Origin of the sequence: Maribacter aestuarii (assembly GCF_027474845.2) — a bacterium.
Lineage (GTDB): Bacteria > Bacteroidota > Bacteroidia > Flavobacteriales > Flavobacteriaceae > Maribacter > Maribacter aestuarii.
In genome coordinates, this window is the sequence record NZ_CP107031.2 from 1,828,205 (window position 1) to 1,844,577 (window position 16,373).

17 protein-coding genes are annotated in these 16,373 nt (G+C 40.0%); 16 read left to right on the top strand and 1 reads right to left on the bottom strand.

Going from position 1 to position 16,373, the window contains the following annotated elements; translation table 11 throughout:
• The first annotated feature begins 75 nt into the window (after positions 1-75).
• From porW to atpG, 10 genes are all read left to right on the top strand, one after another.
• A complete protein-coding gene (gene porW, locus N8A89_RS08255) occupies positions 76-2,631 on the top strand; it encodes a type IX secretion system periplasmic lipoprotein PorW/SprE (protein WP_281541835.1) in 2,556 nt (851 codons plus the stop codon).
• A gap of 3 nt (positions 2,632-2,634) precedes the next feature.
• Positions 2,635-3,099 carry a bactofilin family protein gene (locus tag N8A89_RS08260; RefSeq protein WP_281541836.1) on the top strand — a complete coding sequence of 155 codons (465 nt, stop codon included), beginning with the start codon at positions 2,635-2,637 and terminating at the stop codon, positions 3,097-3,099.
• A gap of 51 nt (positions 3,100-3,150) precedes the next feature.
• Positions 3,151-3,300, top strand: coding sequence for an AtpZ/AtpI family protein (locus tag N8A89_RS08265; protein WP_289645323.1), 150 nt, complete (start codon positions 3,151-3,153; stop codon positions 3,298-3,300).
• A gap of 105 nt (positions 3,301-3,405) precedes the next feature.
• A complete protein-coding gene (locus N8A89_RS08270) occupies positions 3,406-3,699 on the top strand; it encodes a DUF6168 family protein (protein WP_281541838.1) in 294 nt (97 codons plus the stop codon).
• A gap of 106 nt (positions 3,700-3,805) precedes the next feature.
• Positions 3,806-4,945: a F0F1 ATP synthase subunit A gene (atpB, locus tag N8A89_RS08275; RefSeq protein WP_289645555.1), complete on the top strand. Its 1,140-nt coding sequence runs from the start codon at positions 3,806-3,808 to the stop codon at positions 4,943-4,945.
• Positions 4,946-4,978: 33 nt separating this feature from the next.
• On the top strand, positions 4,979-5,170 hold the full coding sequence (atpE, locus tag N8A89_RS08280; RefSeq protein WP_281541839.1) for an ATP synthase F0 subunit C: 192 nt from the start codon (positions 4,979-4,981) through the stop codon (positions 5,168-5,170).
• An 80-nt stretch (positions 5,171-5,250) separates the two neighbouring features.
• On the top strand, positions 5,251-5,751 hold the full coding sequence (locus N8A89_RS08285) for a F0F1 ATP synthase subunit B (RefSeq protein ID WP_281541840.1): 501 nt from the start codon (positions 5,251-5,253) through the stop codon (positions 5,749-5,751).
• Positions 5,752-5,755: 4 nt separating this feature from the next.
• Complete coding sequence (atpH, locus tag N8A89_RS08290; RefSeq protein WP_281541841.1) at positions 5,756-6,295, top strand: ATP synthase F1 subunit delta; 540 nt, start codon at positions 5,756-5,758, stop codon at positions 6,293-6,295.
• 57 nt (positions 6,296-6,352) lie between these two features.
• Positions 6,353-7,933 carry a F0F1 ATP synthase subunit alpha gene (gene atpA / locus N8A89_RS08295; protein ID WP_281541842.1) on the top strand — a complete coding sequence of 527 codons (1,581 nt, stop codon included), beginning with the start codon at positions 6,353-6,355 and terminating at the stop codon, positions 7,931-7,933.
• Positions 7,934-8,000: 67 nt separating this feature from the next.
• Positions 8,001-8,861, top strand: a complete 861-nt coding sequence (atpG, locus tag N8A89_RS08300) for an ATP synthase F1 subunit gamma (RefSeq protein ID WP_289645327.1) — start codon at positions 8,001-8,003, stop codon at positions 8,859-8,861.
• A gap of 377 nt (positions 8,862-9,238) precedes the next feature.
• Here atpG and N8A89_RS08305 read toward each other — a convergent pair whose 3' ends face one another.
• Complete coding sequence (locus tag N8A89_RS08305) at positions 9,239-10,879, bottom strand: sulfatase family protein (protein ID WP_281541843.1); 1,641 nt, start codon at positions 10,877-10,879, stop codon at positions 9,239-9,241.
• A 108-nt stretch (positions 10,880-10,987) separates the two neighbouring features.
• On the opposite strand from N8A89_RS08305, the gene N8A89_RS08310 reads away from it, so the two are divergent.
• From N8A89_RS08310 to dut, 6 genes are all read left to right on the top strand, one after another.
• Positions 10,988-12,211, top strand: a complete 1,224-nt coding sequence (locus N8A89_RS08310; protein WP_281541844.1) for a TCR/Tet family MFS transporter — start codon at positions 10,988-10,990, stop codon at positions 12,209-12,211.
• 116 nt (positions 12,212-12,327) lie between these two features.
• Positions 12,328-13,170 (top strand): alpha/beta fold hydrolase, encoded by an 843-nt coding sequence (locus N8A89_RS08315; RefSeq protein WP_281541845.1) that lies wholly within the window; start codon positions 12,328-12,330, stop codon positions 13,168-13,170.
• A 2-nt stretch (positions 13,171-13,172) separates the two neighbouring features.
• Entirely contained in the window at positions 13,173-13,673 is a 501-nt protein-coding gene (locus N8A89_RS08320; RefSeq protein ID WP_281541846.1) for an RNA polymerase sigma factor, read from the top strand.
• Positions 13,660-14,226 carry a hypothetical protein gene (locus N8A89_RS08325; protein WP_281541847.1) on the top strand — a complete coding sequence of 189 codons (567 nt, stop codon included), beginning with the start codon at positions 13,660-13,662 and terminating at the stop codon, positions 14,224-14,226. The genes N8A89_RS08320 and N8A89_RS08325 overlap by 14 nt, the downstream gene beginning before the upstream one ends.
• Positions 14,227-14,439: 213 nt before the next feature.
• Positions 14,440-15,900 carry a lipopolysaccharide biosynthesis protein gene (locus N8A89_RS08330; protein WP_289645330.1) on the top strand — a complete coding sequence of 487 codons (1,461 nt, stop codon included), beginning with the start codon at positions 14,440-14,442 and terminating at the stop codon, positions 15,898-15,900.
• 8 nt (positions 15,901-15,908) lie between these two features.
• Entirely contained in the window at positions 15,909-16,343 is a 435-nt protein-coding gene (dut, locus tag N8A89_RS08335; RefSeq protein ID WP_281541848.1) for a dUTP diphosphatase, read from the top strand.
• Positions 16,344-16,373: the final 30 nt, after the last annotated feature.

A 16,373-nucleotide genomic window follows, 5' to 3' on the forward strand; every position in this document is an offset into this window, starting at 1 on the left:
ATTCACCTTTTACCGATGAACTACATAATAATATGGCTGTTTTTAAGTTAACCATACATACGTATACACTTTATTTTGAAGGTTCAACTCAGATACATTTTTGCCATACTTTTTGGAACGTTGCTTTTTAATGCCTGCTCGGTAAAAAAGGACAAATTCATTAACCGTAATTGGCACGCATTAAACACCAAGTACAATACCTTGTACAATGGTAATATCGCATTTGAGGAAGGAAGGACAACCCTTAATGATTCATATCAAGATGATTATTGGGAAATCCTGCCCGTTGAACGCTTGGAAGTTTCCGGGGAAATAAAACTGGATTCAGAGGACAATAACCCCAATTTTCTAATAGCCGAAGAAAAGGCGACCAAAGCCATTCAGCGCCATAGTATGGACATTAAGGACATAGAGCGCAACCCGCAAACGGACGAAGCCTTTCTTTTATTAGGGAAAGCCCGTTATTTTGACGAGCGTTATATTCCTGCCCTAGAAGCATTCAACTATATTCTCAACAAATATTACGAAAGTGACAAGCTGAACGAAGCCAATATATGGCGGGAAAAAGTAAACATTCGATTACAAAACGAGGATTTAGCCATTAAGAATTTGAAGCGCCTTATAAGACTAGAACAATTAGAGGATCAAGAATATGCGGATGCCCGTGCCATGATGGCCCAAGCCTACATTAATCTCAATATTCCGGATACCGCACTCCAAAACCTAAAAATAGCTTCTTATTATACCAAGAAGAACCCGGAGAAGGGACGGTACTACTATATCATTGGGCAATTATACAATCAGTTGGGCCATAAGGACAGCGCCAACTATGCCTTTGATAAGGTCATCGATTTGAATAGGAAATCACCACGCGTTTACATGATCAATGCGGAAATTCAGAAATTAAAAAATACAGCACTTACTGCTGAAAATCAGGAGGAAATGCTCGAATACCTAACCGATTTGGAAGAAAACAGGGAAAATAGGCCTTTCTTGGATAAAATATACAGGCAGGTAGCGGAGTTTCATTTGGATCAAGGGTCGGATAGCCTGGCCTTGGCCTATTTTAATAAATCGCTTCGGGCTACCCGGAACGAACCCAAGTTAAATGCACTCAACTACGAAAATTTGGCCGAGTATAATTTTGACCAAAATGGGTACAAGGTCGCTGGGGCATATTATGATAGTGTTTTGACCAATTTAAATGAGAACGCTAAAAAATATAGGTCTATTAAAAAGAAGTTGGACAATCTGGAAGATGTTATAAAATACGAAGATATCGTCCAGTATGCAGATAGTGTTATAACGGTCTACGAATTACCCAAGGATGACCAAATTGCTTATTACGAAAATCATATCCAAAAATTAAAGGAGGAGCAGGAGGCTTCCCAGAAAAAAGAAAAGGATAAGATTACGGCAGGTTTTGCGGCATTCTCCAAAAGTAAAGGTGGTAAGGAGAACAAGGGAAAGTTCTATTTTTATAATATTACTAGTTTGGGTTACGGTCAGAATGAGTTTAAGAACAGATGGGGTAACCGGGAGTTGGCAGACGATTGGCGTTGGTCCAATAAAGCGGTTTCCAGTTTTTCCGAAGCTACTGGGGCTCCCGTAGTATCCGGTACGGAAATTGACGTTCTTCCTACCGAGGATGAGAAGTTTTCCTTAGCGTATTACATGGACAGGATTCCCACGGAAATCACTATAATCGATAGCTTAAAAACGGAACGGAATTTCGCCAATTATCAATTGGGGCTTATTTATAAGGAGAAGTTTAAAGAGAACCTTTTAGCCGTAGAAAAGTTGGAAAAGGTATTAGCTTCAAACCCAGAGGAGCGTTTGGTCTTGCCATCAAAGTACAATCTGTATAAGATATATGAGGAAGTGGGTAGTCCATTAATGGCTTCGATGAAAGCGGATATTATCGCCAACCACAGGAATTCTCGTTATGCGGAAATTTTACTGAATCCACAAGCTGTATTATCGGATAATTCCGATAGTCCGGAAAGGAGGTATGAAGAATTATTCAAAAAATTTAATAATCAGGAGTTCTTAGAAGTAATTACCGGTGCGGAAGCAAATATTAATAGATATACCGGAGACCCTATCGTCCCAAAGTTTGAGATGTTGAAGGCCAATGCCATAGGTAGGCTACAGGGATTCAATGACTTCAAGGAAGCTTTGAACTATGTGGCGCTGACCTATCCCAATAATCCCGAAGGGAAAAAGGCCGAACAGATGGTTGCCGAACAGTTACCAAAACTAGAACCAAAGGATTTTTCACCGGAAACAGATTCCAAAGGAACCTCCAATTGGAAAGTAGTTTTCCCCTTTAAGAGAAGCAATAATGAGAAAGCCTTAAAGTTGATGGAACTGCTGGAAAAATCCATTACGGATTTAAGATATAAGAATACGGTATCCAAGGATATCTATGATTTGGAAAATCAATTTGTAGTGGTGCACGGATTTAAGTCCAAGGACTTTGCCCTTGGCTACTCCGAGCTATTAAAAAACAATAAGGATTATAAGGTTGCTAATGAGAATTTTGTAATTTTATCGGAGAACTATAAGATTGTTCAAGTGCACAAGAACATATCGGATTATAGAGATACACTTTTAACCCCAAAACCATGAGTAATGTTTTCAGACAAACAAAAACCTAGAAGTATGAACGAAACAGGAGGACAACCCAACAGAATTGAGAAGAACACTAAAATTAAAGGAGATATTATCTCTGAAGCCGATTTCCGTATCGATGGAAAATTGGATGGTAATGTTAAGACTTCCGGCAAAGTAGTAATTGGAAAGGATGGCTACATACACGGAAAGGTAGAATGTGTAAATGCGGACATAGAGGGCAGCTTTAATGGCGAGCTTTTGGTTTCCGATTTGCTATCCTTGAAATCGTCGGCTGTGATAGAGGGAACGGTTTCCGTTACCAAACTAGCTGTTGAGCCTGGTGCAACATTCAACGCTTCATGTACCATGAAAGGTAAAGGCGGATCAATTTCTTCGTCTTCCAGTACCCAGAATTCAGGAGGTTTTAAATCATCACTGAGCGGAACCCCTAACGGTAAAAATGAGCCAGCAAAAGCCTCCTAAGAAAAAAACAATCTCAAAAACATTGCTGTTCTTTCCGGTATCGCTTTTGAAATGGGTGCTATTATATTCTTGGCGGCCAAAGGCGGTATTTGGCTAGACGAGTATTATGGTAATGAAAAAAGAGTTCTTACGGCAATTGCCACTATATTAGGTGTGGCAATTGCCATATGGGTTGTTTTGCGACAACTAAAAAAGTATTAAATATTGAAAGTCAAAACGCTTCCCATTATTGCTTTCCTTCTAGTCTTGTCAGTAAGTTTATTATCGATATTTTTTTTACACTCTTATTTACTTAGTGCCTATGGTATGCCAAAATATGGCAACCTCATTTTACAATCCTATATTGTAAATGGATTATTGGCCTCCAGTATTTACATAGGTCTTTATGCCTTTCGTAAAAAACTCAAAAACCACATAGGATTTCTTTTTATGGGGGGTAGTTTCTTAAAGTTCATTTTCTTCTTTTTACTTTTTTATCCAACGTATAGTGCTGATGGAGATATGGATAAGATAGAATTTGCCGCTTTCTTTGTCCCTTACCTGCTCTCTTTGATTTTAGAGACCTTTTTCATAGCTCAAATGCTTAAAAAATTGGATTAAAATACTAGCTTCTTTTTACTTTGAAATAAAGTCTAGATTGCTTTTTTCTTTTTGTGATAATACCGTACATTTGCACCGATTTTTAGAGACCGATATTTTGAGCAATATGCGAAAAACACTTTTTTTCAAAGTTCTAATAGCCATAGCCTTACTTGTTAGCACGAATAATTTTGCTTCAGAAAGCGAAGCATCTTCCGATGAGCCAAAACAAGATATTAAAACCGAGATTAAGGAATATATTCAACATCACCTTCAGGATTCTCACGATTTTTCACTGTTTTCCTATACGGACGAAGCAGGCGAGCACCATTATGTAGGATTTCCGCTCCCCGTTATTTTATGGGATGACGGTTTAAAAGTTTTTTCTTCCTCTAAATTCCATCACGGTGGAACCTTGGCTGAAGTTGACGGAAATTACTATAAGTTATACCACAGCAAGATTTACAAGACCGATGCTGACGGTACCATCAATTATGACGAAGAAAATCATCCTACTAATGTACAGCCCATAGATTTTTCTATAACCAAGAGCGTGGTAATGATTTTTCTTACGTGTTTGTTGATGTTTTGGTTGTTCAGAAGTCTGGCAAGTTCTTATGCAAAGAATGGAAGTGTACCGGTCGGGGTGGGTAGGTTCTTTGAGCCTATTGTAGTTTACATTAGGGATGATATCGCTAAACCAAATATCGGTGAGAAAAAATACGCCAGGTATATGCCGTACTTGCTAACGGTTTTCTTTTTCATCTGGTTTTTGAACATTTTTGGATTAACGCCACTAGGCGTCAATGTTACTGGAAACATCGCAGTAACGGTTGCCTTGGCTTTGATAACGTTTTTATTGACTAATTTAACGGGCACCAAGGACTATTGGAAACATATTTTTGATCCATTGGGCGATACCATGCCGTGGTATGGTAAAATCCCCATATACATTATATTGGTCCCTATTGAAATTCTGGGCATTTTCATTAAGCCTTTTGCACTACTGATACGTTTGTATGCCAACATGCAGGCGGGACATATTGTATTGATGAGTTTAATAGGTCTAATGTTCATCTTTAAGAGTTGGATTGGCAGTCCGTTATCCTTTGGACTGGCCTTTGCGATTTCATTGATTGAAATTTTAGTAGCGGTATTGCAAGCATATATTTTCACCATGTTATCGGCCCTGTATTTTGGATTTGCGGCAGAAGAGCATGATCATGACCACGGTCATGAAGAAGAGCCGGAGTTGGCTCATTTATAGGATTGAATTTTTAATTTTTAAACTAGATATATTATGGAAATTCCAGCAATTGTAGGTGCAGGTTTAGCGGTTATCGGAGTAGGTTTGGGTATTGGTAGAATCGGTGGCTCTGCCATGGATGCTATCGCCCGTCAGCCAGAAGCTTACGGTAAGATTCAGACAGCAATGTTGATAGCGGCAGCACTTATTGAAGGGATTGGTTTCGCTGCAATATTTGCATCTTAACAAATCTAAAGTTCATTGACCGTAACGGTTGGTTACGGTCAATGTTTCTTAAAAATTAAAAGACAAATACAATTTAGAATATGGAAAAGTTATTGAATGAGTTTTCATTAGGATTGTTCTTTTGGCAGACCTTATTGTTTATCGGATTACTGTTATTGCTTCGCAAGTTTGCATGGAAACCAATTTTAAATGCAGTTAACGACCGGGAAGACGGTATCAAGGCTGCATTGGCTGCTGCGGAAAGCGCGAAGAAAGAAATGCAGAATGTTACCGCTGATAGTGAGAAGCTTTTAAAAGAAGCACGCGCAGAACGTGAAGCTATGTTAAAGGAAGCCCGTGAGATTAAGGATAAGATGATAGCGGATTCTAAGGAGCAGGCCAAGATTGAAGGGGATAAAATGGTAAAACAAGCGCAAGCGACTATTGAGAGCGAGAAGAAGGCTGCGGTGGCAGATATAAAAAGTCAAGTTGCAGAGTTATCTGTAAGTATTGCAGAGAAAATCATTAAAGAACAATTATCCAATAAGGACAAGCAATTGAAATTAGTGGACGATATGTTGACCGACATAAAATTGAACTAAAACTATGAGCGAATCTAGAGCGGCCATACGATATGCCAAAGCCATTTTGGACTTGGCCATGGAGAATAAAGCCACTGCTGCGGTAGAGAAAGATATGCGGTCTATCGTATCTACTATATCGGATAGCAAGGAACTAAAGGATATGTTGGGTAGTCCAGTAATATCCGGTACCGCTAAAAAAGAGGTTTTAGGGAAGATTTTTAAGGGAAGTCACGCTATATCTGAGGGTTTGACCAGTATGTTGGTCGACAACAAAAGGATTTCAATCTTAAATGAAGTGGCACTTAAGTTCATAATCCTCAATGAACAACTAAAAGGGAAAGATGTAGCCTATGTAACAACGGCCGTTCCCATGAACGCCGCTTTGGAGAAGAAAGTTTTAAAACAGGTCACCTCTTTAACAGGTAATGAGGTTACCTTGGAGAATAAAGTCGATGAGGATATTATCGGCGGATTTGTTTTAAGAGTTGGGGATTTGCAGTATGATGCAAGTATTGCCAACAAATTGAACAATTTAAAAAGAGAGTTTACAAATAGTTTATAAATAAGAAGGGTAAATAGACGTTTACGTCTATTGTCTAACATCTAACGTCTTATAAAAATGGCAGGAGTAAAAGCCGCTGAGGTATCAGCAATTTTAAAGAAACAATTATCAGGGTTCGATGCAACCGCAACCTTGGACGAAGTGGGCACTGTATTACAGGTAGGTGATGGAATCGCTAGAGTCTACGGATTGGCCAATGTGCAGTACGGAGAATTAGTTGAGTTCGAAGGCGGTTTGGAAGGAATCGTTCTTAACCTCGAGGAAGATAACGTAGGTGTAGTATTGCTAGGACCATCTAGAGGGATCGGGGAAGGTGCAACGGTAAAACGTACCCAACGCATTGCCTCTATTAATGTTGGTGAAGGGATAGTTGGCCGTGTTGTAAATACGTTAGGAACTCCTATTGATGGAAAAGGTCCTATTTCAGGTAAGACTTACGAAATGCCACTGGAAAGAAAAGCTCCAGGGGTAATTTTCCGTGAGCCTGTAACCGAACCACTACAATCTGGAATTAAGGCGATTGATGCCATGATACCTGTAGGACGGGGTCAACGGGAATTGGTTATTGGTGACCGTCAGACAGGTAAGACTACGGTTTGTATCGATACCATTCTTAATCAAAAAGAATTTTACGATGCAGGTGAGCCTGTTTATTGTATTTATGTAGCCATTGGCCAAAAGGCCTCTACGGTTGCGAATATTGCACAAGTTTTAGAAGATAAAGGAGCCTTGGCCTATACGACTATCGTAGCCGCCAACGCCTCCGACCCTGCACCTATGCAGGTTTATGCTCCTTTCGCCGGCGCATCTATTGGAGAATACTTCAGGGATACCGGTCGACCAGCTTTAATTATCTATGATGATTTATCAAAACAAGCGGTAGCCTACCGAGAAGTATCATTGTTGTTAAGAAGGCCACCGGGACGTGAAGCGTATCCAGGTGATGTTTTCTACCTTCACTCTAGATTATTGGAGCGTGCGGCAAAAGTCATTAATGATGATTCGATTGCAAAGAATATGAACGATTTACCGGATGTTTTGAAACCGATGGTAAAAGGAGGCGGTTCTTTAACAGCCCTTCCAATCATTGAAACACAGGCGGGAGATGTATCAGCCTATATTCCAACCAACGTAATCTCGATTACGGACGGACAGATATTCTTGGAGCAGGATTTGTTCAACCAAGGGGTACGTCCTGCGATTAACGTAGGTATTTCCGTATCACGTGTTGGGGGTAATGCTCAGATTAAATCGATGAAGAAAGTAGCGGGTACTTTAAAATTGGACCAGGCACAGTTCCGTGAATTGGAAGCATTTGCTAAGTTCGGTTCCGATTTGGACGCAGCCACATTGAACGTAATTGAAAAAGGCCGTCGTAACGTGGAGATATTGAAGCAAGCACAGAACGACCCTTTCACGGTGGAAGATCAGGTTGCAATAATTTATGCAGGTTCTAAAAACCTGTTGCGTGACGTTCCAGTTGAAAAAGTAAAAGAATTTGAACGCGACTATTTGGAATTTTTGAACGCCAAGCATAGAGATGTTCTAGATACCTTAAAAGCAGGAAAACTAACGGATGAGGTTACAGATACGTTAACGGCCGTTGCTAAGGATCTATCGGGAAAATACAGAAGTTAATAGTAAAGCGTAATAAGTACCATTTAGTTCTTTACTAATTGATACTGTTTACCATATACTTATAAAAATGGCAAACTTAAAGGAAATACGTAATAGAATAGCATCGGTCTCTTCAACCATGCAGATTACCAGTGCCATGAAAATGGTATCTGCTGCCAAGCTGAAGAAGGCTCAAGATGCCATTACGGCGATGCGTCCTTATGCGGATAAACTAACGGAACTTTTACAAAGTTTGAGTGCAAGCTTGGATGGGGATTCCGGTAGTAAGTATTCCGATAATAGAATTGTGAACAAAGTATTGGTAGTTGGGATTACTTCTAACAGAGGGTTGTGCGGAGCGTTCAATACAAATATCTTGAAACAGTGCACCTATCTCGCCGAAACCGCTTACGCAGGAAAAGAAGTGGATTTTATGGCCATTGGAAAAAAGGCCAATGATTTTTTACGAAAAAAATCTACTGTTATCGCAAACCATAGTTCTGTTTATGAAGAATTGACTTTTGATAATGTAGCGGCGATAGCCGAGGATTTGATGGAGCAGTTCACCAATGGGAACTATGATAGAATCGATATTGTTTACAACAAGTTTAAAAACGCTGCTACACAAATTGTAATGACGGAGCAGTTTCTTCCAATAGTGCCTATGGAAGGTGCCGAGAATGCTAATGCAGATTATATCTTTGAGCCGACCAAAGTAGAGATTGTAGAGCAATTGATTCCGAAGTCTTTGAAGACCCAACTATATAAAGGTATAAGAGACTCTTTTGCTAGTGAGCACGGTGCTCGTATGACTGCCATGCATAAAGCAACTGACAATGCTACAGAGCTTAGAGATCAGTTGAAGCTGACCTACAACAAAGCGAGACAAGCAGCTATTACCAACGAGATTTTAGAAATTGTTGGTGGAGCGGAAGCGCTGAACAATTAGACCGAACGGCGGGGAGGTCAAATCCATCAGGAGCGGAAGCGCTGAACAATTAGACCGAACGGCGGGGAGGTCAAATCCATCGGGAGCGGAAGCGCTGAACAATTAGACCGAACGGCGGGGAGGTCAAATCCATCGGGAGCGGAAGCGCTGAACAATTAGACCGAACGGCGGGGAGGTCAAATCCATCGGGAGCGGAAGCGCTGAACAATTAGACCGAACGGCAGGGAGGTCAAATCCATCGGGAGCGGAAGCGCTGAACAATTAGACCGAACTACAGGGAGGTCAAATCCATCATCGCGCTAAGGCACTCAACAATTAATTATAACATTATTCATTTATTAAAAAGGCTCCCGATTAGGGAGCCTTTTTCTTTTTTACTATTCGGAGTCGAGCGGTGACTTAATATCATTTTCTAGATGCAAATCAATGTACTTTTGATTTAATTCATCCGAATCGCCATATTGTTTTCTAAGTTCTTCTAGCCTTATTTTTAGATCAGTCACTACATCGGCATATTCAGGTTCGTCAAAGACATTGTTCATTTCATTAGGGTCTTTTTTACGGTCATAAAGCTCCCACTCATCTACATCGTAGTAGAAGTGAACAAGTTTATAGTCGATTGTAACAATCCCGTAATGTCTTTTCACTTGGTGTACCGCGGGATATTCGTAGTAATGATAGTAAACCGCATCTCTAGTCCATTCCGCGTCGTTAGAGGTCAGTAGAGGCATAAGGCTTTCGCCTTGCATATCATCTGGAGCATCAATTTGTGCGGCTTCCAACATAGTTTGGGCAAAGTCCAGGTTTTGAACCATTTCTTCGTTGGTGATGCTAGGCTTAATTTCATTGGGCCATCTAACCAATAATGGCGTTTTAAAGGACTCATCATATATGAACCGTTTATCGAACCAACCATGTTCACCGAGGTAAAAACCTTGGTCCGAGGTATAGATTACCATGGTATTCCCAGTTAAGTCGTTTGTGTCCAGATAGTCCAATACCCGTCCGACATTATCATCTACTGAGGAAATACATGCTAGATAATCCTGCATGTAACGTTGGTACTTCCATTGCATTTTTTCTTTTTTGGTCATTTTCGGCCAATTCTCTTCAAAGTCCTCATTTATCTTATCCAATATGGGTTCGTATAAGGCCTTTTGATCCTCATTGACTCTATTAGTATAGGGGTTGTCAAACGAACCTTCATATTCTGGCACAAAGGGTTCTGGGTTCATCCTTTTAGTCAGTGCAGGACGAATTTTGCTATCATGATTGTACATCATATGACGTAATAAATTCATTTCTGCCGTTTTCGCTGCGGTTCCCCTATTACTGTAATCATCAAAAAGGTTGTCAGGCTCTGGAAATGTCTTGCCATAAAATTCCTCGAATTTTTCCGGACTTGGCCACCACGGACGGTGCGGTGCCTTGTGCAAGTACATGAGCATAAAAGGTTTATCTGGGTCTCTTTTGGTATCCAACCATTCTAAAGTGACATCGGTTATAATATCGGTCACGTATCCGGTAATCGTCGTATCCCCATCCTTGGTAATGAAATCGGGATTGATATAGCTCCCTTGCCCGGGAAGAATCATAAAATCATCCACTCCCTTCGGGTTGTTTCCAAAATGGAGCTTCCCGAACATAGCTGTTTGATAGCCGGCCTTTTGAAATAATTGGGGGAAGGTTACCTGTGTGGTGTCAAAAGGGCGTTGATTATCCGTTTTTCCATTGATATGCGTATGTTTTCCGGTAAGAATTGTTGCCCTTGAAGGTGCACAAATTGAATTTGTGACACTGGCATTTGTAAAAGTGATGCCCTCTTTTGCGATTCTATCAATATTAGGAGTCTGTATGAGTTTATCGTTATAAGCACTAATAGCTTGATAAGCGTGATCATCGGACATGATAAAAATAATGTTCGGTTTTTCCCGCACTTTTTCTTCTACTACCTGCTCATTGCAAGAAAACGCAATACATAGCATCAAAATTAAAACGATTGGAATCACTTTTTTCATAAGGATGGTGTAGTTTCAAGATTTTCAGTTCAATATACTAAAATTGTATTCGACTAGAGGAATATTTCTTTCTGTGGTTTCTTTTTTTAACCGATTTTTGTCGCTCTTATGCAACCAAAGAAAACCGCATTACTTTTCATATTCGTCACTATTCTTGTTGATGTTATTGGGATTGGAATTATCCTTCCTATTATTCCAGAATTGATAATGGAATTGACAGGAGAGGGAATAGATATGGCAGTCCTCTACGGTATGTGGTTGACTACGGCTTTTGCTGGGATGCAATTTCTTTTTTCTCCTGTCTTGGGGGAGATTTCGGACCAATACGGAAGACGTCCTATACTCTTGATAGCGCTTTTAGGATTAAGTATTGATTATTTGATACACGCTTGGGCACCGACAATCACTTGGTTATTCTTGGGACGATTTTTAGCGGGTATTACTGGGGCAAGCTTTACGGTAGCATCCGCCTATATTGCGGATATTAGCACCAAAGAAAATAAGGCCAAGAATTTTGGGCTAATCGGCGCGGCTTTTGGACTAGGATTTATCATAGGCCCGGGAATTGGTGGGTTTTTTGGAGAAATCGATATCAGATTACCATTCTACATTGCGGCGGGACTTACCTTTTCCAACTTTCTTTTTGGGTGGCTTTTTGTTCCAGAGTCCTTAACTAAAGAGAACAGAAGAAAGATAAATTTTCTTAAGATGATACCTGGAGTATCCTTGGTTGCACTTAGAAACTATAAGGGAGTTTTATTACTAATTTTTGCTTTTTTCTTAGCTAACTTGGCCGGCCAAGCATTACCGTCCACCTGGTCTTATTATGGGATAGAACGCTATAATTGGAGTCCAAAGGAAATAGGGATTTCGCTCATGGTAGTCGGGCTACTTGTGGCCGTGGTACAGGGATTCTTGGTAGGGGTTTTGGTCAAAAAATTTGGTAAGCGGGTAGTAGTTACCGTAGGATTTCTGCTCTGGACGGTGGGAATGTTCCTCTTTTCGCTAGCCACAGAACCTTGGATGTTATACGCCTTCCTAATTCCTTATGCTTTAGGTGGTATTGCAGGGCCTACGGTACAAGGTTTAATTTCAAACCAAGTATCCGAAAAAGAACAAGGAAACCTGCAGGGTTCTATTACGGGACTGGTCAGTGTGACCGCAATTTTGGGCCAACTCATATTTTCTCCCGTATTCTATTTCTTTATTCGCCCGGAAGGGAATGTTTACTACCCAGGGGCACCCTATACCCTAGCAGCATTTTTTCTTCTACTGGCATTTCTTTTTGCTTCCTTAGCGATGAAGAGAATACAGCTAGAAGAGGAACAATAGGGTTTTAAAAGATTGAGAAAACCGAACAAATTTCTACCTGCAATTTATTTTTCTGAAATGGATGTAACATTTTAAGAGAATTGTATCTAAAGGGAAAATAACTTAAAAATCTCTTTATGAAAACGATTCAGAATTTATCGATTTTAGTATTTCTTATTTTTTCCAATATCCTTATTTCTCAAGAAAGACCATTTGATGTAAAGGTGGTTGGAACGGGAGACCCAATCCTTTTATTCCCGGGTTTTACCTGTACCGATACCGTTTGGGAAGATACGGTAGCGGAACTGTCAAAAAATAACGAATGTCATCTTTTTACGCTTGCGGGCTTTGGGGAGGTGGAGCCCATTGAAGGGCCATGGCTCCCTAAAGTAATGGAAGGTATTTCTGAATACATTGATACAAATAAGTTAGAGAACGCGACCCTAATTGGACACAGCTTAGGAGGCACATTAGGGTTGTGGTTGGCAACGGAGGAAAATAAAAACTTTAAAAAAGTAATCGTGGTGGACGCCCTACCATCAATCGGGGCGTTGATGATTCCTAATTTTAAGAGTGAAAATGTGGTCTATGACAATTCCTACAATGAACAATTATTGGCGATGGGCGAATCTGATTTTAAGGCAATGGCGGAACAAATGGCAAAGGGAATGACCATGAACGCGGAAAAAAGACCACAATTGGTAAATTGGATGATGCAAGCGGATAGGAAGACCTATGTGTACGGCTATACAGATTTACTTAAATTGGACCTAAGGGAAGATTTGGCAAGAATAAAGACTCCTGTCGTCATATTGGCAGCAACCCTCCCGTATGGCCGCGACATGGTTAAATCCACTTATGAAATTCAATATAAAAATCTTTCAAATTATCAAATTGAATATGCGGACGATGCCGCGCATTTTATTATGTACGATAATCCCGAGTGGTTTATGGAGAAGGTTTTGGAAAGTTTAAAATAGCCATGGAAGAGAAAGAACTGGAATTTAAAGAGACCTACGAATCCAATTACCCTAAGGTTATGCGTCTTTGTCTAGGGTATGTAAACGGAGATTATGATATCGCAAGGGACTTGGCCCAAGAAGTCTTTATAAAAGTTTGGGACAATCTTCATCAATTCCGAGAAGAGAGTAACATAGCCACATGGATTTACAGGATTACGGTAAATACCTGTTTGGGACAGTTACGAAAGGATAAGAAAAAAATAAAAAACATCCGTCTAGAAACCGCTAGTGATCCTATAGACAATCAATCCGAAATTGATAAGGAGCAGATGCTATCAACACTTTATGCTTGCATAAATGAACTGTCCGAGACGAACAAGGCTATTATTTTACTGGAACTGGAGGACTTACCACAGAACGAAATCGCATCAATTATGGGAATTAGTCATGAAGCTTTGCGAACCCGTATACACAGAATCAAAAATCAACTTTCAAAATGTGCAAAAAATGACAAGTTTTAACGAATTAAAATCTGAGTGGGGCAATCAGCCCGAGATGAAACCTTCGCAGGATGATTTCCAAACTATGCTCAAAAGAATAAAGACAATAAAGAACAAGCAACGGATTACCAACGTAATTTTAGGAATAACCCTACTGGTGCTATGTTTCTTTTTCATCTATATTTCTGGGTATAAAAATAATACGGTAATCATAGGACTTTCCTTAATGATTGGCAGTCTTGTTGTTCGTATTGGAATCGAGGTCTTGAGTATCAAAAAACTAAAGTCGCTCAACGTACTCTTGAAGCCTAGGGAATATAAATCGGAACTCACTTCGTATTATAAGAATAGAACGTTAGTACATTATGTATTCACGCCGCTAATCATAGCTATTTATTGCTCTGGTTTTATATTATTGCTGCCCTTATTTAAGGCTTCGCTCTCATCAGGGTTTTATACCTATATCGTAATTTCATCCATAGTAGTGTTATTTGTTCTGGGAAGTTTTATTGTAGTTCAAATACGAAGGGAGCTTACAGAATTAAAACGATTAAAGCAGAGTGACAATGGCTGAAAATCCAATTTCTACAGAAGGCTCCCCTGAGATAGACTTTATATAGATAGAGGCACAAAGGCTGTTCGAAGTTATATGGAAAACGGAAACCTTGGGCATGTAAAGGATGCGGGTATAAAAGACAAACAGCCAATCATGGACATCGGTAAGCTCAAAAACTAAATTTGTATTACCACCGTAATTAGGTACTTTTGAGGTCTTAATCCATGGTGATTGAATCCACTCAAAAAACTTTTTAAGCAAACGGCAATTTACGGCTTGGCTACGGTATTGCCCAGAATGCTGAATGTGCTCATGGTGCCTCTTTACACGGAGGTTATGCCACCTGGTTCCTATGGTAAGGTTATCGTAATTTTCTCCTATTTCGCCATTTTCAACGTATTTCTGGCCTATGGCATGGAGACCGCTTTTTTCAGGTTTTATAAGGAGGCGGATAATAGAAAAAAAGTAGTAACCACCTCTTTATTGTCCATTTTAGGCTCGACCCTGTTTTTCGTGCTGGTGGGCATTTTATTTAAATCATCCATCTCGGAACAGTTGCTTATAGAGTATAAGTTAATGGGATATGTGATTGGTATTCTAGCCTTAGATGCCTTGGTCATTATCCCTTTTGCTTTATTAAGGGCGCAGGAAAAACCGGGCCGGTATGCGATAATCAAAATTTTAAACGTATCACTGAATCTGGGCTTCAACGTTTTCTTTTTGTTGCTACTGCCTAAACTTGCACAATCAAATTCGACCTCGTTTTTCGGATCCATGTATAAGCCGGACTTCGAAATTTCCTATATCCTAATTTCAAATTTAATTGCAAGTGGTATAACCCTACTTTTAATGTTGAGGGTGTATTTGAGAAAACCTTACGTTTTTGATGTTGCCTTATGGAGAAGAATGATTAAATATGCCATGCCCGTAATGATTGCCGGTATAGCGTTTACCATCAATGAGGTATTGGATAAAATTTTATTGGAGCGACTTTTACCTGTGGATATTGCGACGGCTGAGGTCGGTAAATATGGAGCCTGTATAAAATTGGCGGTATTTATGACCCTGTTCGCCACAGCTTTTAGAATGGGGATCGAGCCTTTTTTCTTTAGCCATTCCGAAACAAAAAACCCGCAAAAGGCTTATGCACAGATTACGAACTACTTTGTAGTTTTGGGAAGTGTAATTCTCTTGGCGGTCGTGGTCTTTTCTGATTTACTCAAGGAACTATTTGTAAGGGACGAAGCCTACTGGGACGCCATGTCTGTCGTGCCTATCATTTTGTTGGCCAGTTTTTTTCTTGGAATCTATCACAACCTATCGGTATGGTATAAGGTTACGGACCGTACCAAATTCGGGGCCTATATTTCTATGATAGGTGCGGTGTTGACCATCATCATCAACCTTGCACTAATACAATATTTCAGTTATGTGGCGTCTGCAATAGCCACATTGGTAGCTTACGGCACTATGATGTTCCTTTCTTTTTATTTTGGGCGCATGTATTATCCCATCCCCTATAACTTTAGAAAAATTGGTTTTTATTTAGGATTGTCTACCTTCTTTTCCATAGTCTCATTTTATATTTTTGATAGGAATTTGATTGTTGGCATTATACTACTTTCTATTTTCTTAGGATTGACCTATAAATTGGAAAAAGATAATCTTAAAAGGATAATTGCAAACAAATGACCTGACCTATGAAAATAAAGATTGTTAATAAATCATCTCACGAACTGCCACATTATGAAACCGGAGCATCCGCTGGAATGGATTTAAGGGCGAATATTTTGGAAAGTGTAACATTGCAACCCTTAGAAAGGGCTATTATAAAAACGGGACTTAATATTGAGCTTCCTGTTGGTTACGAAGCACAGGTGCGTCCTAGGAGTGGTCTGGCCGCAAAGAAAGGAATCACGGTATTGAATGCGCCTGGCACGATTGATGCGGATTACAGGGGAGAAGTAGGCGTTATCTTGGTGAATCTTTCCAACGAGTCTTTTGTCATCGAAAATGGCGAGCGAATTGCACAAATGGTCATTGCAAAACACGAACGTGCCGAGTGGGAGAGGGTTGAGGTACTCTCCGAAACGGCAAGGGGCGAAGGCGGATTTGGGAGTACAGGAGTAAAATGATGATGCTCGAAACTCCAAAGTGGCAATGAC